Annotated in this window: 19 protein-coding genes; 11 read left to right on the forward strand and 8 right to left on the reverse strand. The window is 70.6% G+C overall.

Annotated elements, in window-relative coordinates; genetic code table 11:
- Positions 1-20 precede the first annotated feature (20 nt).
- Together QRN49_RS09025 and QRN49_RS09030 are read right to left on the reverse strand one after the other, a co-directional pair.
- The gene (locus QRN49_RS09025; protein WP_071406321.1) at positions 21-704 is read right to left on the reverse strand and encodes a YqaJ viral recombinase family protein; all 684 of its coding nucleotides are present in this window, start codon (positions 702-704) and stop codon (positions 21-23) included.
- A 67-nt stretch (positions 705-771) separates the two neighbouring features.
- Positions 772-1,983 carry an ROK family transcriptional regulator gene (locus QRN49_RS09030; RefSeq protein WP_027466368.1) on the reverse strand — a complete coding sequence of 404 codons (1,212 nt, stop codon included), beginning with the start codon at positions 1,981-1,983 and terminating at the stop codon, positions 772-774.
- Between the two features lie 144 nt (positions 1,984-2,127).
- Here QRN49_RS09030 and QRN49_RS09035 point away from each other — a divergent pair, with 144 nt between their 5' ends.
- The 6 genes from QRN49_RS09035 (at position 2,128) to QRN49_RS09060 (ending at position 8,574) form a co-directional block, all read left to right on the forward strand.
- Positions 2,128-2,874: a sugar phosphate isomerase/epimerase family protein gene (locus QRN49_RS09035; protein WP_284755205.1), complete on the forward strand. Its 747-nt coding sequence runs from the start codon at positions 2,128-2,130 to the stop codon at positions 2,872-2,874.
- A complete protein-coding gene (locus QRN49_RS09040; RefSeq protein ID WP_284755207.1) occupies positions 2,871-4,022 on the forward strand; it encodes a Gfo/Idh/MocA family protein in 1,152 nt (383 codons plus the stop codon). The genes QRN49_RS09035 and QRN49_RS09040 overlap by 4 nt, the downstream gene beginning before the upstream one ends.
- A gap of 114 nt (positions 4,023-4,136) precedes the next feature.
- Complete coding sequence (locus QRN49_RS09045) at positions 4,137-5,438, forward strand: ABC transporter substrate-binding protein (protein ID WP_262133406.1); 1,302 nt, start codon at positions 4,137-4,139, stop codon at positions 5,436-5,438.
- Positions 5,439-5,655: 217 nt separating this feature from the next.
- Positions 5,656-6,651 (forward strand): carbohydrate ABC transporter permease, encoded by a 996-nt coding sequence (locus QRN49_RS09050; protein ID WP_017888646.1) that lies wholly within the window; start codon positions 5,656-5,658, stop codon positions 6,649-6,651.
- Positions 6,644-7,483: a carbohydrate ABC transporter permease gene (locus QRN49_RS09055; protein WP_017888647.1), complete on the forward strand. Its 840-nt coding sequence runs from the start codon at positions 6,644-6,646 to the stop codon at positions 7,481-7,483. Before QRN49_RS09050 ends, QRN49_RS09055 begins: the two co-directional genes overlap by 8 nt.
- 137 nt (positions 7,484-7,620) lie before the next feature.
- On the forward strand, positions 7,621-8,574 hold the full coding sequence (locus QRN49_RS09060; RefSeq protein WP_284755214.1) for a TolB family protein: 954 nt from the start codon (positions 7,621-7,623) through the stop codon (positions 8,572-8,574).
- A gap of 153 nt (positions 8,575-8,727) precedes the next feature.
- Here QRN49_RS09060 and QRN49_RS09065 read toward each other — a convergent pair whose 3' ends face one another.
- The 5 genes from QRN49_RS09065 to QRN49_RS09085 form a co-directional block, all read right to left on the reverse strand.
- Complete coding sequence (locus QRN49_RS09065) at positions 8,728-9,405, reverse strand: ABC transporter ATP-binding protein (protein WP_284755266.1); 678 nt, start codon at positions 9,403-9,405, stop codon at positions 8,728-8,730.
- A gap of 101 nt (positions 9,406-9,506) precedes the next feature.
- The gene (locus QRN49_RS09070) at positions 9,507-11,054 is read right to left on the reverse strand and encodes an ABC transporter permease (RefSeq protein WP_071406327.1); all 1,548 of its coding nucleotides are present in this window, start codon (positions 11,052-11,054) and stop codon (positions 9,507-9,509) included.
- Positions 11,055-11,183: 129 nt separating this feature from the next.
- Entirely contained in the window at positions 11,184-11,894 is a 711-nt protein-coding gene (locus QRN49_RS09075; protein ID WP_282819832.1) for a glycosyltransferase family 2 protein, read from the reverse strand.
- Positions 11,891-13,246 (reverse strand): PIG-L family deacetylase, encoded by a 1,356-nt coding sequence (locus tag QRN49_RS09080; RefSeq protein WP_284755218.1) that lies wholly within the window; start codon positions 13,244-13,246, stop codon positions 11,891-11,893. Before QRN49_RS09080 ends, QRN49_RS09075 begins: the two co-directional genes overlap by 4 nt.
- Positions 13,243-14,277: an acyl-CoA dehydrogenase family protein gene (locus tag QRN49_RS09085; RefSeq protein WP_284755220.1), complete on the reverse strand. Its 1,035-nt coding sequence runs from the start codon at positions 14,275-14,277 to the stop codon at positions 13,243-13,245. Before QRN49_RS09085 ends, QRN49_RS09080 begins: the two co-directional genes overlap by 4 nt.
- A gap of 103 nt (positions 14,278-14,380) precedes the next feature.
- Between QRN49_RS09085 and QRN49_RS09090 the strand changes: the two genes are divergently transcribed.
- The 5 genes from QRN49_RS09090 to QRN49_RS09110 all read left to right on the forward strand — a co-directional run bounded on the left by QRN49_RS09090 (position 14,381) and on the right by QRN49_RS09110 (position 19,054).
- Positions 14,381-15,121, forward strand: a complete 741-nt coding sequence (locus tag QRN49_RS09090; RefSeq protein WP_017888661.1) for a response regulator transcription factor — start codon at positions 14,381-14,383, stop codon at positions 15,119-15,121.
- On the forward strand, positions 15,118-16,644 hold the full coding sequence (locus tag QRN49_RS09095) for a sensor histidine kinase (protein WP_284755222.1): 1,527 nt from the start codon (positions 15,118-15,120) through the stop codon (positions 16,642-16,644). Before QRN49_RS09090 ends, QRN49_RS09095 begins: the two co-directional genes overlap by 4 nt.
- Before the next feature lie 279 nt (positions 16,645-16,923).
- A complete protein-coding gene (gene rplJ / locus QRN49_RS09100) occupies positions 16,924-17,439 on the forward strand; it encodes a 50S ribosomal protein L10 (protein WP_017888663.1) in 516 nt (171 codons plus the stop codon).
- A gap of 51 nt (positions 17,440-17,490) precedes the next feature.
- Positions 17,491-17,874, forward strand: coding sequence for a 50S ribosomal protein L7/L12 (rplL, locus tag QRN49_RS09105; RefSeq protein ID WP_027466380.1), 384 nt, complete (start codon positions 17,491-17,493; stop codon positions 17,872-17,874).
- A gap of 262 nt (positions 17,875-18,136) precedes the next feature.
- Positions 18,137-19,054: a hypothetical protein gene (locus QRN49_RS09110; RefSeq protein WP_284755226.1), complete on the forward strand. Its 918-nt coding sequence runs from the start codon at positions 18,137-18,139 to the stop codon at positions 19,052-19,054.
- Positions 19,055-19,213: 159 nt separating this feature from the next.
- On the opposite strand, the gene QRN49_RS09115 is transcribed toward QRN49_RS09110, so the two are convergent.
- The gene (locus QRN49_RS09115; RefSeq protein WP_259492710.1) at positions 19,214-20,638 is read right to left on the reverse strand and encodes an amino acid permease; all 1,425 of its coding nucleotides are present in this window, start codon (positions 20,636-20,638) and stop codon (positions 19,214-19,216) included.
- Between the last annotated feature and the right edge of the window lie 82 nt (positions 20,639-20,720).

A 20,720-nucleotide genomic window follows, 5' to 3' on the forward strand; every position in this document is an offset into this window, starting at 1 on the left:
GTGGCGGTCCGGCAGACGCTCTAGGAGCGGAAACCGCGGAGCTTGTCGAGCACCAGGTCGGCGAGCTGCACCAGCCCACGGATCTGGTCGTCGTCGCGGTCGACCCAGCGGCATTCGGGTTCGTCGGCGACCGGCACGAACCCGTCGTGGCGTTCCCAGACGAACAGGGTGCGGTCGGCACCGAGCACGTACTGCTGCCACCAGATCTGCCGCAGGTAGTGCCGGGGGATGCTCCGCCAGGCCTTGCCGGTGGTCTTGATCTCGGCGAGCACCACGCGGGACGACTCGTCGACCCCGACGCCGTCCGGGGTGGCGAGGTGGGCGCGGTTCGCAGCGGCGTGGAACAGGTGCGCCGAGGGCTGGATGCCGTGGGTGGCGGCCACCCAGGCGGCGATGACCGGTTCGCGGTCCTTTCCGTGCTCGGTGAACGCGTTGCCGGAGAACCGGGAGCCGTAGCGCTTCTCGGTGACGACGGCCTCGACGGCGCGCAGTGAGGCGAGCCGGGCGACGTCGGTGGCGGTGATGCCCATGGCGCGGGCGCGGAGCCAGGCGACGCGGTCCGAGGAGTGCGCGACGATGCGCTCGGTGTGGCCACGCAGGGCGGTGAACGCATCACGCGCAGCCGGGACCGGCGTACCGGGGGCGGGATGCGCCTCCAGACCGGGGTCCAGGTCGCCCCACAGGGTGGGCTGCACGATCGTCACCCGACGATTGTCCCCCCGACCACCGGCAAGACCGAAACCGACGCGCTCACGCGACCGCGGGTGTGCGTCAGGAGACGAGTTCGCGCCCCTCGGCGAAGGCGACCAGCTCGTCGACCCCGGCGGGGGAGAGGGCGTAACCGATGGCGAGGGCGGCGGCTCCCTGCAGCGCGGCGAGGGACCCGGCGCGGGACTGCACGATGACGAGGTGCTCACTGGCCAGGGGCATCGAGCGGGAGTAGACGACCTCGCGGACGCCGGCGAGCAGGTGCTCACCGGCCTGCGTGATCGATCCGCCGAGTGCGATGACGGACGGGTTGATGAGCGAGATGCACGTCGCCAGGACCTCGCCGATGTCCCGACCGGCCTGTCGCACGGCGTAGATCGCGTCGAGGTCCGACCGGTTCACCAGGTCGATCACGTCCGCACCCGTGTGCGCGTCGTGCCCCTTCGCGCGGAGTGCGCGGGCGATGGCCGGACCGGAGGCCACGGCCTCCAGGCAGCCGGTGTTGCCGCAGTGGCAGGGGACGTCGCCGGCGCGGGAGACCCGCACGTGGCCGATGTCACCCGCGGTGCCCTGGGCGCCGCGCTGCAGCCGGCCCTCGGAGACGATGCCGGACCCGATGCCGGTGGCGACCTTCACGAACAGCAGGTGGTCGACGTCCGGCCAGCCGTGCTCCCGCTCACCGAGGGCCGCGATGTTGACGTCGTTGTCGAGCAGGACGTGGGCGGCGATGTGCTGACGGAGCCACGAGGGCACGTCGAAGCCGTCCCAACCGGGCATGATCGGCGGGTTGGCCGGGCGGCCGGTGGAGAACTCCACCGGCCCGGGGACGCCGATGCCGATCGCGATGACGTCCTGTCGGCTGCGCCCGACCTCGGCGAGCAGGTCGTCGATCGTCTCGACGAGCCAGGACAGCGTCGGCACCGGACCGGCGGCGATGTCGATCCGGGCCTCGCGGGTGGCGAGCGGTGCCGCGACGAGGTCGGTGACGGCGACACGACCGTGCGAGGCGCCGAGGTCGGCGGCGATCACGAGCCGGGCGCGGGGCTTCAGCGCCACCTGTGCTGGCGGACGGCCCCCGGTGGAGACAGCGGTGTCCACCGCGCCGACCAGCCCGATGTCGATCAGGGAGTCGAGGCGCACGCCGATGGTGGAGCGTGCGAGTCCTGTCAGTGCGGCGAGCTCGGCCCTGGTGCGCGGCACGCCGTCGCGGAGGATCTGGAAGAGCTCGCTCGTCCCGACCGGAGGCGACGCTGCCGTCCGGTTCAAGTCGACCATGTGGGGAGTGAAGCACACATCGTTCGCGCCACGCAATGAAGTCCGTCGACATTCCTCGGACTTCTGCTTGACCGCCGACAAAAGTGCTCGTAGTGTGACGATCGGTCAGTGACGACCGCACCATCTCGACGAGGAGAACCCCTGGTGACCCAACCGCTCTCGGTCCAGCTCTACACGGTCCGCGATGCCCTCAGTGCCGATCTGCCCGGCACCCTGCAGCGCATCGCCGACATCGGCTACACGAACGTCGAGGCCTTCGGCTTCGTCGACAACGCCGACGATCTCGCCGCCGCCCTCCGCGACGCCGGCCTCGCCGCCCCGAGCGGCCACGCCCGTCTGCTGGACGCCGGCGAGCAGGACCTCGAGCGCATCTTCCACGCCTCCACCACCCTCGGCTTCGGGACCCTCATCGACCCGCACATCGACGAGTCCCGCTGGACCACCCGCGAGGACGTCGAGGCGATCGCCCGCGAACTCAGCGCCCTCGCCCCGCGCGCCGCCGACCACGGTCTGGTGCTCGGCTACCACAACCACGCGTTCGAGTTCTCGAACCGCATCGACGGCGTCAGCGCCTACGAGGTCTTCGCCGACGCCCTGTCCGACGACGTCGTGCTCGAGCTCGACACCTACTGGGTGCAGGTCGGCGGGGACGACCCGGTCGCGGTCATCGGCAAGTACGGCGACAAGGTCCAGTTCCTGCACGTCAAGGACGGCGACGGCTCGCACGACGACAAGCAGCAGGTCGCCGTCGGCAACGGCATCATGCCGATCCGCGACATCATCGCCGCGGCGCCCGACGCACTGCACGTCGTCGAGCTCGACGACCACGAGGGTGACGTCTTCCAGGCCGTCGCCGACTCCTACACGTTCCTCGAGGGGGCCCGCGCATGACCGACACCACGACCGCCGCTGCGACGGCGACCGACAGCACCACCCGCACCGGCCCCGTCGGCGTCGGTGTCATCGGCGCCGGGGTCATCTCGGACCAGTACCTGTCGAACCTCACCGTCTTCCCCGACGTGACGGTCCGCTTCATCGCCGACATCGACCTGCCGCGCGCCGCCGCCCAGGCCGAGAAGTGGGGCGTCCCCGGATCGGGCACCGTCGAGGAGCTCCTGGCCGACGACGACATCGAGATCGTCGTGAACCTGACGATCCCGGCCGCCCACGTCGAGGTCGCGCTGCGGGCCCTGGCCGCAGGCAAGCACGTCTGGGGCGAGAAGCCCTACGCCCTCGACCGTGCCAGCGCCGCGGAGCTCCGCGACGCCGCGGCCGCCGCGGGCAAGACCGTCAGCGTCGCCCCGGACACGTTCCTCGGCGCCGGCCTGCAGACCGCGCTCCGCACCATCCGCGACGGCCGCATCGGCACGCCGCTGAACGGCCTGACGCTCTTCCAGAGCCCCGGACCCGAGTCGTGGCACCCGAGCCCCGAGTTCCTCTTCGCGTACGGCGCCGGTCCGCTGTTCGACATCGGCCCGTACTACATCACCACCCTCGTCCAGGCGTTCGGACCGGTGAAGAAGGTCACGGCCACCGCGTCGAAGTCCCGCGCCACCCGCACCATCGGCTCCGGGCCGAAGGCCGGCACCGAGTTCCCGGTGGACGTCCCGACGAACCACTCCGCGCTGATCGAGTTCGAGAACGGCGGGAGCGCGCAGAGCGTCTTCTCGTTCGAGTCCGACCGCGGCCGCACCGGCTTCGTGGAGATCGCGGGGGAGACCGGCACCGTCGTGTTCCCCGACCCGAACAACTTCGACGGCGACACCGAGCTGTACGCCCTCGGTTCCGAGGAGCCCGAGACGATCCCCGCGGTCGGCTCCACCTACTCGCGCGGCACCGGCGTGGTCGACCTGGCCCGCTCGCTGCGGGCCGGCGACGAGAACCGCGTCCCCGGTGCGCTCGCCTTCCACGTCCTCGACGTGATGGTCTCCATCGCCGAGGCGGCAGAACGTGGCGAGGCGGTGCTCGTCGAGAGCACCGTGTCGCCCTCCCCGACCCTCCCCGAGGGCTGGGACCCCGCGGAACGCACCCTGGCCTGACCGCCAGGGCGCTGCCCGCAACCCACAGCAGCACCCGACCAGCACCATCCGCAGCACCAGCTCCACCTCTGCACCATCCCCTGCACCATCTCAACGACGAGAAAGTAGAGAGTCATGCGCACTGCCATCCGCGCACTGGCCATCACCGCGGCCGCCGCACTCACCGTGTCCGGCCTCGCAGCCTGCTCCTCCGGATCGTCCGGCGACTCCGGCGACTCCAAGACGCTCACCTACTGGGCGTCCAACCAGGGCACGTCCCTGCAGAACGACAAGGAGGTGCTGACCCCCGTCCTCAAGAAGTTCACCAAGGAGACCGGGATCAAGGTCGACCTCCAGGTCATCGGCTGGAACGACCTGCAGAACAAGATCCAGACCGCCGTCACCTCGGGCCAGGGCCCGGACGTCGTCAACATCGGCAACACCTGGGCGACCTCGCTCCAGGCCACCGGCGCCTTCCAGGAGTTCGGTGACGCCGAGATGAAGGCGATCGGCGGCGAGGACAAGTTCGGCAAGGTCGCCCTGTCCACCGGTGGCGCGCCCGACAAGACGGTCACGAGCGTCCCGCTCTACGGCCTCGCCTACGGCCTGTACTACAACAAGAAGATGCTGTCGGACGCCGGCATCACCCCGCCCACCACGTGGGAGGAGATGGTCTCCGACGCCGAGAAGCTGACCAAGGGTGACACCTACGGCTTCAGCCTCGCGGGCGGTTCGTACACCGAGAACTCGCACTTCGCGTTCATCAACTCGGCGCAGAACGGTGGCGAGTGGTTCGACAAGGACGGCAAGCCGACCTTCACCTCGAAGGCCAACGTCGACGGCATCAAGCGCTACCTCGACCTGATGCAGGACTCGAAGGTCGCCAACCTGTCGAACGCGCAGTACGACAACGCGACGCAGTCCACCACGGACTTCGCGAAGAAGAAGGCCGCGTTCATCCTCAACCAGAACAACGCGAACGCGACCATCGAGTCCCTCGGCATGAAGTCGTCCGAGTACGGCGTCGTGGCGCTGCCCGCCCCGAGCGGTGGCGAGCAGATCGCCTCGTTCCCGGCCGGCATCAACCTGTCGGTGTTCAAGAACACCAAGAACAAGGACGGCGCGCTCAAGTTCGTCAAGTACATGACGAGCATGGACACGCAGACGACGCTGGACAAGCCGTACTCGGCTCTGCCGGTGCTCGCCGAGGCTGCTGACTCCGTCACGGACGAGCAGACGAAGACGTTCCTCGACATCTACAACAACAAGGCGAAGCCGCTCCCGCTGGTGCCCGCCGAGGACCAGTTCGAGTCCACGGTCGGCAAGGCGATGAACGACATGTTCGCCAAGATCGCGACCGGTTCCACGGTCTCCGAGGCCGACATCAAGTCGGCACTGCAGACCGCCCAGGACCAGGTGTCCCAGGCCGCCGGTTGATCCACCCTGGAGGCCCGGGTCGCGTCCGACGGACGCGCCCGGGCCTTCAGCCCCTGACGTTCCAGGGCCGACCACCCGTCGGCCGTGAGGCACACGCCCCGGAGCCGACCACCCGTCGGCCGTGCGGCTGACGCCCCACGCACCCCGCGCCTCCCGGCCGCTGCCACGGCCGCGCGGACCGCACCTGCACGCCCCTCCTGCCGAAAGGCCCCACCAGATGTCCACGACGGTCCTGCCCGACTCGGAGCGCATCGACCTGACGCACACGAAGGCCCCGACGATGTCGGGCCGTCCGCCAGGTCGCAAGCGCAAGACCCACTGGCTGCCCTACGCGCTCGTCGCGCCGGCCATCCTGTTCGAGCTGCTCATCCACATCGTCCCGATGCTCACCGGCATCTGGATCTCGTTCATCCAGCTCACCAAGTACTTCATCGCGAACTGGGGTGCCGCGCCCTTCGCCGGGTTCCGGAACTACCAGGTCGTCGTCGACTTCGACCAGGCGATCGGCCGCGGGGTCCTCAACTCGTTCCTCATCACGTGCGCTTTCACGGTCCTCGTGGTCGGGCTCTCCTGGACCTTCGGCATGGCCGCAGCCGTCGCGCTGCAGAAGCCGTTCGCCGGACGCGGGCTCTTCCGCACCCTGTTCCTCGTGCCCTACGCGCTGCCGATGTACGCCGGCGTCATCACCTGGAAGTTCATGTTCCAGCGGGACTCGGGGGCCCTGAACCACCTGCTCGTCGACCAACTCGGGCTGTTCGGCGGCAACGCCCCGTTCTGGCTCATCGGCAACAACGCGTTCGTGGCCGTCGTCGTCGTGGCGATCTGGAAGACCTGGCCGTTCGCGTTCCTGATGCTCATGGCCGGCCTGCAGTCGGTGCCGAACGACGTGTACGAGGCCGCCTCGGTCGACGGTGCCAAGCCGTTCCGCCAGTGGCGCTCGATCACGCTGCCGATGGTCCGCCCCGTCAACGTGACGCTCGTGCTCGTGATGTTCCTGTGGACGTTCAACGACTTCAACACGCCGTTCGTGCTGTTCGGCTCGACCGCGCAGCCACCCGCCGCGGACCTGCTGAGCTTCCACATCTACAACGCGTCGTTCATCACCTGGAACTTCGGTTCCGGTGCCGCGATGAGCGTCCTGCTCCTGCTCTTCCTGCTCGTCGTCACCGGCATCTACCTCGCCGTGACCAACCGGAGGTCCGTCCGTGCGTGAGACAACTGGCGCCAAGTCCTTCAAGATCATCACCCTGGTCGTCCTGACGCTGTTCACGGTCGTGCCGCTCTACGTGATGATCACCACGGCCATCAAGCCCCTCGGCGACGTGCAGGACAACTTCACGTGGATCCCGTCGCGGATCACCTTCCAGCCGTTCATCGACATGTGGTCGACGGTGCCGCTCGGCCGGTACTTCATCAACTCGCTCGTGGTCTGCACGGTGGCGACGGTGTTCTCGCTGATCATCGCGACGTTCGCCGCCTACGGTGTCTCGCGCTGGAACTTCAAGGGCAAGAGCACCTTCACCACCGCGGTGCTCTCCACGCAGATGTTCCCCGGCGTGCTGTTCCTGCTGCCGCTGTTCCTGATCTTCACGAACCTCGGCAACACCCTGGGCATCCAGCTCGTCGGGTCGTGGCTCGGTCTGATCATCACGTACCTGACGTTCACGCTCCCGTTCTCGATCTGGATGCTGGCCGGGTACTTCGAGACCATCCCGCGCGAACTCGACGAGGCCGCGATGGTCGACGGTTCGGGTCCGATGGGTGCCCTGTTCCGGGTCATCCTGCCGTCGGCCCGTCCGGGTCTGGTGGCGGTCGGGATCTACTCGTTCATGACGGCCTGGGGTGAGGTCCTCTTCGCCTCGGTCATGACGAACGGCCTCGGTTCGACCCTGGCGGTCGGTCTGCAGCAGTACTCGACGCAGACGAACGTGTACTGGAACCAGGTCATGGCGGCGTCGCTCGTCGTGTCGATCCCGGTGGTGGCCGCGTTCCTCGTGGTCCAGCGCCAGTTCGTCGCCGGCCTGACCGCCGGTGCCGTGAAGTAGGCGGAGGCCTTCCGCAAGACACCGGTGTTCACGCTCGACGCCCCCGCATCACGCGGTGCGCAGCGTGGACACCGGTGTTCTGCTGTTCCCCACCGACCCCGACGACCCGGCCACCCGACGACCGACAGGATGGGACCATGAGCGACGAGACCCGCGGGCGGCAGCTGCTGCCCGGACAGACCAGCCGCGTGCACGTGTACGACGTCGAGTCCCGCACCTCGCGGCTCGTGTTCGAGTCGGCCACGGTGCTCGTCGAGGCGCCGAACGTCCTGGACGCCGAGACCCTGGTGCTCAACGGCGACGGCGACCTCTGGCTGCTGCGGCTGCCGTCGGGCGACAGCGGCACCAGCACCGTGCTCGACGAGACGGCGCTCGTGCCGGTGCCGATGGACGGCGTCGACGAGATCAACAACGACCACGTGCTCGACCCGTCCGGCAGCTCCATCGTGGTGAGTGCCCGCGACGGCGAGCTGTACCGCGTTCCGCTGCCCGAGGGTGGTCCCGCTACCCGGATCACCGACGTCGCAGCGGCTCTGCCCACCAAGCGGAAGTTCTACCTGCACGGCATCGCCCCCGACGGCAGCGCCCTCGCCGCGATCGTGGGGGAGCTGTCCGAGGACGGCGTCTGGACGACTGACGTCGCGATGGTCGACCCGGAGACCGGCGAGCCGACGTTCGTCACGCGGGACGAGCACCCCGACGACGGCTGCACCATCAGTCCGGCCGGCGGGATCCTGCTCTGGAACACCGAGCGGTTCACCCCCGGCACCGCCCAGCTGGCCGTGCGCTGGCCCGGGCACGACAGCCCCGTCCGCCTGACGAACGACGACCGGGTGAACTGGTTCCCGCACCTGTCCCCGGACGCCGCACACCTGCTCTACCTGTCGTACGAACCCGGCGTGCAGGGCCACCCGGCCGACCACCGCGTCGAGCTCCGACTGCTGCCGGGGTCGCTCGTCCGCGGCGCCCGGATCGCGGTCCAGCCGGAGACCCTGGTGGCACTCGACGGCGGGCAGGGGACGGTCAACGTGCCGCCGTGGGCCCCGGACTCGACGTGGTTCGCGTACTGCGACTACCCCGTGGCGGGGTAGCGGGAGCGGCACCGGTGGCGGGGCCCGGCGGCGTCCTCACGCGCTGAGCGACAGTCCACGCGCTCCTGTAGGCGTGGACTGTCGCTGAGCGCGAAACGCGATCGGACGCCCGCCGCACGCCCCGCGCCCGCCCGCGCGCCTGCGCCCGCCCCGCTAGACCTCGCGCACCTGCCCCTGCTTGATGTGCAGGCGCCGCTCGGCACGCTTCGCGACCCACGAGTCGTGCGTGACGATGACGACGGTCAGCCCGCGCTCCCGCCACTGCTTCTCGATGAGCGCCATGATCTCGTCGCGGGTCGACTCGTCGAGCGCACCCGTCGGCTCGTCGGCGAGCAGCACGCTCGGGTTCTTCACCAGCGCCCGGGCGATCGCCACGCGCTGCTGCTGTCCGCCGGACAGCTCGGCCGGCAGATGCTCCATCCGCTCACCCAGTCCGACCTCGCGGAGCGCGGCGACCGCACGCTCGCGGACCTCGCTCCGCGACCGGTTCGCGAGCGACCCCGCGAACGCCGTCTCGACGTTCTCGAGCGCCGTCAGCGTCGGGATCAGGTTGAAGCTCTGGAACACGAAGCCGATCTCGGTCGCCCGCAGGTCGGTCAGCGCGCCGTCGCCGAGCTTCGCCACGTCGCGGTCGCCACCGAGGTCGATCGACCCGGCACTCGGCCGGTCGAGTGCCCCGAGCATCTGCAGCAGCGTCGACTTCCCGCCGCCGGTCGGCCCCTGCACGGCCACGAGCTGCCCCTGCGGGATCGTCAGGTGGACGTTCGTCAGGGCGGTGACGGTCCGGTTCTTCTGCTGGTAGGTCTTGCTGACGTTCGTCAGCCGGTACATCGGACTGGAGGCACGGCTCGCCTCCGCCTCGCCGGTCGCGGTGTCGGTGCTGGTCACGGTTGCTCCTGTCGTCGGTTCGGTCGTGTCGGTGCGGCCGGGCATCAGGCCACGCTCCGGAGCGCCTCGGCCGGGCGGAGCCGGCTCGCACGCCAGCCGCCGAGCGCGCCGGCGATGAGGCCGCCGAGGATCGCGAGGCCGATCGCCAGCAGGATGATCTCGACGGTCACCGGGGCGTGCAGGACCACGTCGGTCGTCGACGCGGTGCTCGCGCCACCGCCGAAGCCCCCGGCCGGTGCGCCGCCCGTCGTGCCGCTGCCCGCGGCCGCGGTCGCTGCGCCGCCGGGCATGCCGCCACCGCCACCGGCACCCCCGCCGGTCGTGCTCGAGGCGCTCGCCGAGATCGTCGGACTGATGACGTTCACGACGAGGATGCCGATCAGGCCGGCCGCGGCGCCGAGCACGCCGCCGATCAGGCCCTGCACCAGGGACTCGCCGGCCACCTGTCGGGTGATGCGGCCGTTCGACCAGCCGATCGCCTTGAGGGTCCCGAACTCACGGGTGCGGCGGGTCACGCCGGAGATCGTGAAGAGGATCGCGATGAGGAACGCCGCGGCGAGCACGACGATCGACAGCCACTTGCCGAGGTTCGAGACCAGGCTCGAGGCGGTGCTGAGCGACCCGGACACGCTCGAGGCCAGGTCGGCCTCGGTGGAGACGGTGGCGCTCGTCAGCTTCGCCTGCAGTGCGGACTTGATCGTGCTGACGTCGGACGAGGACTCGGCGGAGACGTAGATGGAGGTGACCTTGCCGTCGAGGTCCGCCAGCGCCTGCGCGGTGTCGAGCGGGATGTAGGTGTTCGAGCCCGTGGTCGAGGCCGAGCCGGTGGAGCTCACGATGCCGATGACGGTGAAGTCGGTGCCGCCGATGTCGACCGTGTCGCCGACCGCCTTGGACTCGCTCTTCGCGTACGACGCATCGAGCACGACGACGTCCTTGCCCGCGTCCTTCGCGGCGAAGGTGCGCCCCTTCGTGAGCTCGGTGCTCGTGAGCGGACCGACCGTCGCGCCGGACACCGGGATGCCGGTCACCGTGAACGAGTCGACGCTGAACGACCCACCGCCGAACCCGCCGCCACCGCCGGTGTCCCCGCTCGGCGGGCCCTGCTGGGTGGTGCTGTCGCTGCTGGAGTCGCTGCTGCTGTCCGTGCTGCTGTCGTCGGTCGACTGCTGCTGGACCTGGCCGGAGAACGTGCTGTTCTCGAGGGTCAACACACCGGTCGCGGCCTTCACACCGTCGGTGCTCGTGATCGTGGACAGGTTCGCGGCGTTCAGGGTGCTCGTGCCGCGGGCGACCGCGAGCCGCGACTGCGACAGGTCGGTCGAGCCGCTGTCGTCGTCGCTGTCGCCCTGGCTGCCGAAGTCGAAGCTCGGACGCCCGCCGTTCGTCGACGCCGTCGCGGTCTTGGTGACGGTGATGTCGGTGCCGACGCCGTACACGGACTGCAGGACGCTCGACTGCGCTGCCTGCACGCCACCCGAGATCGACGACACGATCACCACGAGGGCGATGGCCAGGGCCATCCCGATCGCGATGATGACCGTCTGCTTCTTGCGGTTCGTGAGTTCGCGCCTGAGGTAGGTCAGGAACATGGTTCTCCTCGGTGGTGGCCGGCTGGGGTCACCGGCCGCGCAGAGCACGCGGCGGGGCCGACGGAGGAGAAGCTAGGCACGCTGTCGATGACCGACCCATCGCGCACCTATGAGGCGACTAAGGCCGGGTCAGCCGACGTCGCCGTACCGCTGGCGCAGGTGCTCCGCGTACCCGCCGGGGGTCCGGCCGGCGAAGCGCCCGCTCGTCACCACCGGCAGGTCGACGGTGGCGTCCACCCGGAAGCCGAGCGCCCGCGCCCGGGCCACCAGCCGCGCGTCCTCGTGCTCGGGCACCGGGTCGAACCCGCCGAGGCTGACGTACGCCGCGGCGAGCACGCCGAGGTTCGCGCCGTGCACGTGGCCGAGGGCAGCACCGGGCGGGTGCGCCAGCGTCCAGCGGTCGAGCACCGCGGGCGCCAGGTCGTCCGGGTCGGGGACGACGGCGCCGACGAGTACGTGCGCACCAGCGGCGAGGGCGTCGGACTGCTGGACGAGCCACCGCTCGTGCACGCGTGAATCGGCGTCGGTGTGGGCGAGCCACCGGGCAGCCGGGTCGCCGGCGTGCACACGGAGCGCGTGCGTCGCCCCGATGGTCCGTGCCCGACCGACCCCGACACGGTCCGTGGTCAGGACGTCGACCGCGTACCGATCGACCACCGAAGCGGTGCCGTCCGTGCAGCCGTCGAGCACCACCGTGACGGCCGCGTCGACCCCGGGTCGCTCCGTGCCGAGCCGGTCGACGGCCACCAGGAGCGCGTCGAGGCACGCGGCGATCCGGTCCGCCTCGTCGTGCGCGGGGACGACGACGTCGATGCGTGCACGCGGTTCCGGTCGGGTCACCGGATGATCCCCTCGGCCCGGGCCACCGAGGTGACCGCCGGGCCGGGCAGGACGCTCAGGACGAAGTCCTCCTCCACGTGTCGGAGCAGGGCGGGACGCGGCCACCGTTCGGTCAGCCGTGCGTCCACCGCGTCGCCGCTCGACACGGCCTCGTCGTCGGGGTGCCGCCAGTGGCAGGCCACGAGCACGCCGTCGTCGTCGAGCGACCCGAGCACCCGGTCGATCGTCGCGTCGAGGTCGGCTGGTGACAGGTAGTACCCGACCTCGGACATCACCACCAGGTCCCAGCGCCCGTCCGGCCACTCCGCCGGCAGGGCAGCCTGCACGAACCGAGCGGTCGGGGCGCGGCGGGCGGCACGCTCCAGTGGCGCCGCCGAGATGTCGGTGCCGAGGACGTCGTCCGCGCGTTCGGCGAGGGCAGCGGTCAGGACCCCGGTCGCGCAGCCGAGCTCGAGCGCCGACCGGTAGCGCGGGCGGGGGAGCGCCGCCAGCGTCACGGCACGCTTGCGCTGCTCGTACCAGGACCCGTCGAAGTCCCACCCCTCGGGCTTCCGGTCGTAGTGGGCGTCGAACGACTCGCGCGACCGCGACGCGGCGGACCCCGGCGCGAAGAACCACTCCGTCGTCCGCAGGTGGTGGGCGGCGTGCCGGTCGTCGACGATCGCCTCGTCTCCCGGTGCGTCCGACAGGGGCCGGGTCTGCGACGGGTAGGCGTCGAGGGCGGAACGCTTCCGGGCGACCAGGTCGTCGGGCAGCGACAGCGCCCGGACGTCGGCCCACGGGGCGACGGAGTGGTCCGGGTCGTCCCAGTGCCAGGCCCAGATCGGGTACGCGAGCAGCTCGACGTTGGGAGCGCTCGCCGCGGCGGCCTGGGCGACCTCGCCGGCGATGCGGTGGTCGCGGTGCCCGTCCCCACGCCACGGCGCGACGAGCAGCACGGGGCGGGCGGCATCGGCGAGCACGGTGTCCAGGCTCTCGACGACACGGTCTCGGTGTTCACGGGTCGCGCCGTCCGGGATCCCCACCGAGGTCGACGTCACGTCGGGGTGCAGGGTGCGCAGGGCCGCCGCGAACTCCGCGTCACGGGCGGTGGCGAGTGCCTCCGGGGTCGTCGTGGGGGAGTCCGGGTGGGAGCGCTCGCCGCGGGTGAGGAGCAGCACGTGCACGGGGACGCCGGCCGCTGCAGCGGCCCCGATCAGCCCACCGGCGCCGAGGGTCTCGTCGTCGGGGTGGGGCGCGACGACCACCACCGACCCGGTGCCGGACAGGTCGATCGCCGGTGCGTCGAGGCCGTCGAGGAACCCCGTCCACGCCGCCGGGTCGGTGCCCGGCTCGCGGTGGTCGAAGCTCACCACGCGACGCCGCCCCGCTCGAGCACCATCCGGCCGATGCGGGCGAGGTCCCGCGCGCCGTGGTCCTGCAGGACGTAGAGCTCGAGGTCGGCGACCCGCGCGGCGACGGTGGGGTCGGCGGTCAGCGGAGCCGGGCCGATCGTGGCGACCACCCGCTCGCGCACGGCGTCGACCGAACGGCGTACCCGCGACCGGACGGTCTGGGCGAGCAGCCGCCAGTCGGTGTCGTCGGAGGCCGGGTCGGAGTCGTCGATCCGGGCGGCGGCGTCGGCGAGGGCGTCCTCGGCGTCGGCGAGGTCGGCCACGGTGGCGCCGAGGGCGGCCTGCAGCAGCTCGGACTCCGGGTGCGCCGACGCGGTGTCACGGAGCACCCGGGCGAGCCCGACTGCACCGCCCCACCAGCAGGCCGCGACACCGATGCCGCCCCAGGCGAAGCCCGGGCGTCGCAGGTACCAGCCGGGCGCCCCGACGGGTCGTGCCCGGACGCCGTCGAAGTCGACCGGACCGCTCGGCACGTCCGGCATGCCGCGTGCGGCCCAGGCCTCGTCGTGCGCGGTGACCCCGGGCTGTCGCAGGTCCACGGCGACGAGGACCCGCTCGTCGCCCAGGTGCGCGGTGACCAGGGCGTGCGAGAGCGTCGAGGCGAGCGAGCACCACGGCTTCGTGCCGCGCAGCAGGACCGTGCCGTCGTGCTGTGGTGCGGCGTCGAGTCGGAGGCCCGGCCCCTCGGCCGCGAAGACGCCCCAGGTCGAGCCGTCCGGGGCGTCGACCCCGGCCTGCGCGAGGATCCCGAGCGCGTCCAGGTGCGGCTCGACGGTGCGGGCGGTGGCGACGTCCGCCGCGGCGACCGCGGCGAGCGTGCCGAAGAACCCGCCGGCCGTGCCGGCGGACAGGGGTGGGGTGGTGGCGGCGACCGCCCGCGCGACCGTCAGGCGGTCCGTCGGTGGCGAGCCGGGCCTCCCGGTCGTCCGTTCGATCCGCGCGGTGTCCAGGTGCCGGGCCGACGGGGGCCAGGCTGCAGATCGCAACATGCTCCCAACGTACGGAGCGGCAGACGTGGACGTGTCCTCGATCCACAGAACGCACTGGGCCGCGCCACAGACGACTCATAGGAACTTCTCGATACTCGAAGACGTGACCATCTCCCAGCCCGCAGCAGCCCCGCGCCTCACGCGTGCCGACGGAACCCCGTTGCGCATCCTGGTCGTCGACGACGAAGCCAGCCTCACCGACCTGTTGTCCATGGCGCTCCGCTACGAGGGCTGGGACGTCAAGAGCGCGAACGGCGGGCAGGACGCCCTGACGACCGCGCGGGAGTTCAAGCCCGACGCGATGGTGCTCGACGTGATGATGCCGGACCTCGACGGGCTGCAGGTGCTGAGCCGGCTGCGGCAGAACAACGACGACACCCCGGTGCTGTTCCTCACCGCGAAGGACTCCGTCGAGGACCGCGTGACCGGGCTCACCGCGGGCGGCGACGACTACGTCACCAAGCCGTTCTCCCTCGAGGAGGTCGTGGCGCGGTTGCGTGGGCTCATCCGCCGCTCGCAGATCTCGATCTCCGAGGCCGGCGACTCCCGCATCGTCGTCGGCGACCTGGTGCTCGACGAGGAGTCGTACGAGGTGCACCGCGCCGGCCGCCCGATCGAACTGACCGCCACCGAGTTCGAGCTGCTCCGGTTCCTGATGCGGAACCCCCGTCGCGTGCTCTCGAAGGCGCAGATCCTGGACCGCGTGTGGTCGTACGACTTCGGCGGCAAGTCGTCGGTCGTCGAGATCTACATCTCCTACCTGCGCAAGAAGATCGACGCCGGTGAGACCCCGATGATCCACACGGTGCGCGGCGTCGGGTACGTCATCAAGCCGACCTCGTGACCCTGCGGCGCCGGCTCGTCCTGAGCATCGTCGCCCTCGTCGTCGCCGTCAGCGCGGTGATCGGGGCGGCCAGCATCATCGCGCTCTTCTCGATCCAGACCAGCGCGATCGACAAGCAGATCACGAGCGCCACCCACCGGGCGCAGCGGTACCTGCAGCAGAACCAGTCGGGGCAGCCGAGCATCGACCTGTCCCGGCCGTCCGGGCAGGCCGCCGGCACCCTGACGGCGTACTTCGTCGACGGGCAGGTCGTCATCGCGAACGTGCTCGACGACTACGGCCGCCCGAGCGGGGTCCCGCAGACGAGCGCCGAGGCACTGGGGTCCGTCCGTGTGGACGCCGACCCGGAGACGATCGACCTCGGCTCGGACGTCGGGCGGTACCGCCTCGCCGCCGTCAACGTCGGCCCGGCCGTCCTGGTCGTGGGACTCCCGATGGCCCCCGTCTACGACAGCGTCTGGAAGCTCTTCGGGGTCGTCCTCTCCGTCGTGGCGACCGCACTGGTCGCCGGTTCGGTCGTCGCCGCGTTCGTGGTCCGGCAGTCGCTCCGGCCGCTCGAGCGCGTCGCCGAGACCGCGTCGACCGTGGCACGCATGCCGCTCGACCGCAGCGACGCTCTCGACGGTGTCCGTGTGCCCGACACCGACCCCCGCACCGAGGTCGGCCGGGTCGGCAGCGCGTTCAACCGCATGCTGGGGCACATCGGCAGTGCGATGCAGGCCCGGGAGCGCTCGGAGCAGAAGGTGCGGCAGTTCGTCGCCGACGCCTCGCACGAGCTCCGGACCCCGCTCGCCTCGGTGCGCGGGTACGCCGAGCTCACCCGGCGCATGGGCGGCGACCTGCCGAAGGACGTCGTCTACGCGATGAGCCGCATCGAGTCCGAGTCCATCCGCATGACCTCGATGGTGGAGGACCTGCTGCTCCTCGCCCGGCTCGACGAAGGCCGCGAGATCCAGTTCGCCGAGGTCGACCTGACCGGACTGGTGCTCGACGCGGTGAACGACGCACACGCCGCCTCGCCCGAACACCCCATCGAGGTCGACGTCCCGCCGGAGCCGGTGACCATCACGGGCGACGCCGCACGCCTGCACCAGGTCATCGTGAACCTCGTCACGAACGCCAGGACCCACACTCCAGAGGGCACCCGCATCACGGTGGGCCTCGCCCCGGTCGACGGCGGCGTGGACCTGACCGTGCGCGACACCGGTCAGGGGATCGACCCGGAGTTCCTGCCGAAGCTGTTCGAGCGCTTCGCCCGGGCGGACAGTTCGCGGTCCCGCACGGTCGGGTCGACCGGCCTGGGGCTCGCCATCGTGGACGCGGTCGTGCAGGCGCACGGCGGCCGGGTCGAGGTCACGAGCGAGCCGGGGGACACCGTGTTCACGGTGCACCTGCCCCGCGACCCTGCTGCGGCTGCCGCCGGGGCCGGGGCCGGGGCCGTGGCTGTCGCGTCGTCGTCGGCTGACCCTGCCGGGTCCGCGGACTGGTCGGCGACACCCGCTGCGGTGGACCGGACCCACTGACGGTCGGGAGGCGCGGTGCGGGCCCGCCCCGCGCCTCCCGACCGCTGTTTGGTGACGCCCACGGCGTCTGGTACAGTTCTCGAAGCCAAAGACCGCCGGATGTCGTGCTGCTCGCAACGTGTTTGCGAACATCGTGACCGAAGGTCCTCACTCGTGAGGCATCCCGCGCAGGTGTTCCGAACCACTCCCACCATCTGGTGAGAGCAGCTCCGAGCCTCTGCGCCGGAGCTTTTTTCGTTCGTGGACCTGGGGCTGCCGGCAAGACCCCCAAGGAGAACCATGGCGAACAAGGAAGCTGCGGTCGCCGAGCTCACGGAGTCCTTCCGTAGCTCGAACGCCGTTCTGCTCACCGAGTACCGCGGTCTCACGGTCGCGCAGCTCAAGGAGCTCCGCAACTCGATCCGTGAGCACGCCACGTACGCCGTGGTGAAGAACACGCTGACCAAGATCGCGGCGAACAACGCCGGCATCTCGTCGTTCGACGACGAGCTCGCCGGTCCGTCCGCTCTCGCCTTCGTCCACGGTGACACCGTCGCCGTCGCGAAGTCGCTGCGTGCATTCGCCAAGGCGAACCCCGAGCTCGTGGTGAAGGGTGGTTACTTCGACGGTAACCCGCTCACCGCGACCGAGGTGGACAAGCTCGCCGACCTCGAGTCCCGTGAAGTGCTGCTCGGCAAGCTCGCCGGCGCACTCAAGGCCTCGCTGTTCGGTGCTGCGTACCTGTTCCAGGCACCCCTCTCGCAGGCCGTCCGCACCGTGGACGCCCTTCGCGAGAAGCAGGAGTCCGCGGCCTGATCAGGCTCGCGTTCATCAACCACACGTACTAGCTAGTAGTAGGAGAAAATCATGGCGAAGCTTTCGCAGGACGAGCTCATCGAGGCCTTCAAGGAGCTCACGCTCATCGAGCTCTCGGACTTCGTGAAGAAGTTCGAAGAGGTCTTCGAGGTCACCGCGGCCGCCCCGGTCGCCGCTGCCGCCCCCGCCGGCGCAGCTGCTCCGGCCGAGGCCGCTGAGGAGAAGACCGAGTTCGACGTCATCCTCAAGTCCGCTGGTGACAAGAAGATCCAGGTCATCAAGGAGGTCCGTGGCCTGACGTCGCTCGGCCTCGGTGAGGCCAAGGCGCTCGTCGAGACCGCCGACGCCAAGATCCTCGAGGGTGCGAACAAGGAGACCGCCGACAAGGCGAAGGCGACCCTCGAGGCCGCTGGCGCCACGATCGAGCTCGCGTAGTCTCGACCGTTCGGTCACGAAGGCCGCTGCCCCTCGGGGCGGCGGCCTTCGTCGTGTGCTGGGGTGGTCTTGTCGCTTTCGCCAAAGCGACAGATGGGCCCGGAAAGATCACGGCTTCTTGTCGCTTCGGCGCCTCTGACGGTGCCCACTTCCGGAGAACCGTCGCTTTGGCGTTGTTGTACGACCGCCTGGAGGCGCGTGGATTCTCCACAGATCGGCGAACGTTGCCGACATCGGTTGCGCTGGGCGACAGAGTGCTGCCATGCACCCCGCCAACGCCATCGAACTGTTCCGGACGAACAGACTCGACCGCGCGGACGCACGACAGCTGCAGCGCCGCAAGCTGGCCGGTGAACTCGTCCGCGTGCGCCATGGCGTCTACGTCGACCGCTCGGCGTGGGACGCGCTCGAGGGCCGGAGCCTACACCTCGTCCGCATGCGGGCCGCTCTCCCGCTGCTCCGCGGAGGCGCTGTGTGGTCGCTCGACTCAGCGGCTGCGATCCTCGGGGCACCTCGTCTCGACCCGTGGCCGGAGCGCGTCCATGCGAACGTGCCCCCGCTGGAGCACGACCTCCGTCGTGCCGGGCTGACGATGCACGCCGGGTCCTCGCTCGTGTCGGGGCACCGTTTCCACGGTGTCGAGTACACCGCCCTCGCGCAGACGACGATCGAGCTCGCTCGTCGGGGATCCCTGGCTGCAGCGGTCGTGGGGTTGGACCACGCGCTCCGCAACGGAGTCCGGCACGAAGACCTCGAGCACCTGGCGCTGACTGTCGGTCCATGGGGAGCGGTCCGCCTCGAGCACGCGTTGGAGATCTGCGATGTTCGCCACGAGTCGGTGGGCGAGTCCTACTTCGCAGCGCGTGCGGCCGAGCTCGGGTGCCCGGACATTAAACCGCAGCACGAGTTCGTCGGCGTGGGCGGCGGCGTTGACCGGGTCGACTTCTGGTTGCCGAGGCAGGGGATCGTGATCGAGTTCGACGGGCGGCAGAAGTACGAGGACCGCGAGATGCTGCGAGGGAGGAGCGGCGCCGACGCCGTCTGGAGTGAGAAGCAGCGCGAGGACCGGGTCCGTGCTCGCGGCGAGGTCAACGGGTTCGTTCGCGTGTACTGGGAGCACCTCGTCGTGCCGGAGCGCCTCCGGGCCCTGTTTCGTCAGCACGGTGTGCCGTGCCGATGACGTCCTGGCATCTTGGTGCTGCCAGAGCGACACTTCTCGTGGGAACGGAGTCACGCCTCCCGGCAGAGCGGCAGAGCGACAGAGTGCCGCGAACGTTCCGCGGGCATCTGTCGCTTTGGTGGGAGTGAGTGAGCGAGGTCGCGGCGCGGCGCGGGCGCGTCAGCGCAGGGTGCTGTGGCGGCGTCCGTAGGCCAGGTAGAGCAGGGCGCCGGCGACCATCCAGATGCCGAAGGCGATCCAGGTGGTGGCGCCGAGGAACACCGCGAGCAGCACGCAGCTCAGGGTGCCGAGGATCGGCACGACGGGGAACAGCGGCACCCGGTACGAGCGCTCCAGGTCGGGCTGCGAACGGCGGAGCACGATGACGGACACGTTCACCAGGGCGAAGGCGACGAGGGTGCCGATGCTCGTGGCGTCGGCGAGCTCCCCGAGGGGCACGAGCGCGGCGACGATCGTCACGGCGATGCCGATGATGAGCGTGTTCGCGATCGGGGTGCCGGTTCGGCGGGAGACCCGCCCGAAGACCTTCGGTACCAGGCCGTCGCGGGACATCGTGAGCAGGATGCGTGTCTGGCCGTACAGGACGGTGAGCACGACGCTGGCGATGGCGACGACCGCGCCGATCGAGAACACGAGGGCGACGAGCGGCTGCCCCGTGACGTCGACGACGATGCGGACGAGCGACGCCTCGGACGACGAGAACGCGGTCCACGAGCGGGCACCGATGGCAGCGATCGCGACGAGGATGTACAGCGCGGTGATGAGCGCGATCGAGCCGATGATCGCCCGGGGCAGGTCGCGGCGGGGGTTCTTCGCCTCTTCACCGGCGGTCGAAGCGGCGTCGAAGCCGATGTACGAGAAGAACAGCCGTGACGCGGCGGCGGTGACCCCGGCGGCGCCCATCGGGGCGAGCGGTTCGAAGTTCTGCGCCCGGAACGCCGTGAACGCCACGACAACGAAGAAGACCAGCAGAGCGATCTTCACGATCACCATGACCGTGTTCACCCAGGCGCTCTCGCGGGCACCGGGCAGCAGCACGGCGGTGGCGAGCAGGACCAGGACCGCCGCGGGCAGGTTGACCACGCCGCCGTCGACCGGGGGAGCGGAGAGCGCGGTGGGCAGGTGCAGTCCGAACACGCGGAGGGTCTCGTCGACGTACTCGCTGGCACCCACGGCGACCGCGGCCACCGAGACGGCGTACTCGAGCACGAGGCACCAGCCGCAGATCCAGGCGATGCCCTCGCCCATCGTGGCGTAGGTGTACGAGTAGCTGGACCCCGAGGTCGGGACGGCGCCCGCCATCTCGGCGTACGACAGCGCGGACAGCAGCGCGGCGATCCCCGCGACGACGAACGAGATCCAGACGGCGGGACCGGCGAGCGGGACCGCGGTGCCGAGGACGACCAGGATGCCGGTGCCGAGCGTGGCCCCGACGCTGATCATCGTCAGCTGCCAGACCCCGAGCGATCGGCGGAGGGGTTCACCGTTGACACCTCGGGAGGCTTCGGCCTGCAGCTGCTCGATCGGCTTGCGGCGGGCGAGCTGCGCCCCCAGGGACGTGGGACGTGACGGCGCGGACGACATGGGACCTCGGTGGTGCGGGGACGGGGACGGCACATGCTCGCACGCCCCCTGAACGGGGTCAAATACTGCGGTGCTGTGGAGA

Origin of the sequence: Curtobacterium sp. ME-Dv--P-122a (genome assembly GCF_030209645.1) — a bacterium.
Taxonomy (GTDB): domain Bacteria; phylum Actinomycetota; class Actinomycetes; order Actinomycetales; family Microbacteriaceae; genus Curtobacterium; species Curtobacterium flaccumfaciens.

Coding starts and splice junctions, on each gene's coding strand:
- rplL (WP_027466380.1), top strand. CDS start 17,491: ATGGCGAAGCTTTCGCAGGACGAGCTCATCGAGGCCTTCAAGGAGCTC.
- QRN49_RS09045 (WP_262133406.1), top strand. CDS start 4,137: ATGCGCACTGCCATCCGCGCACTGGCCATCACCGCGGCCGCCGCACTC.
- rplJ (WP_017888663.1), top strand. CDS start 16,924: ATGGCGAACAAGGAAGCTGCGGTCGCCGAGCTCACGGAGTCCTTCCGT.
- QRN49_RS09115 (WP_259492710.1), bottom strand. CDS start 20,638: ATGTCGTCCGCGCCGTCACGTCCCACGTCCCTGGGGGCGCAGCTCGCC.
- QRN49_RS09050 (WP_017888646.1), top strand. CDS start 5,656: ATGTCCACGACGGTCCTGCCCGACTCGGAGCGCATCGACCTGACGCAC.
- QRN49_RS09085 (WP_284755220.1), bottom strand. CDS start 14,277: ATGTTGCGATCTGCAGCCTGGCCCCCGTCGGCCCGGCACCTGGACACC.
- QRN49_RS09070 (WP_071406327.1), bottom strand. CDS start 11,054: ATGTTCCTGACCTACCTCAGGCGCGAACTCACGAACCGCAAGAAGCAG.
- QRN49_RS09065 (WP_284755266.1), bottom strand. CDS start 9,405: ATGTACCGGCTGACGAACGTCAGCAAGACCTACCAGCAGAAGAACCGG.
- QRN49_RS09060 (WP_284755214.1), top strand. CDS start 7,621: ATGAGCGACGAGACCCGCGGGCGGCAGCTGCTGCCCGGACAGACCAGC.
- QRN49_RS09040 (WP_284755207.1), top strand. CDS start 2,871: ATGACCGACACCACGACCGCCGCTGCGACGGCGACCGACAGCACCACC.
- QRN49_RS09030 (WP_027466368.1), bottom strand. CDS start 1,983: ATGGTCGACTTGAACCGGACGGCAGCGTCGCCTCCGGTCGGGACGAGC.
- QRN49_RS09110 (WP_284755226.1), top strand. CDS start 18,137: ATGCACCCCGCCAACGCCATCGAACTGTTCCGGACGAACAGACTCGAC.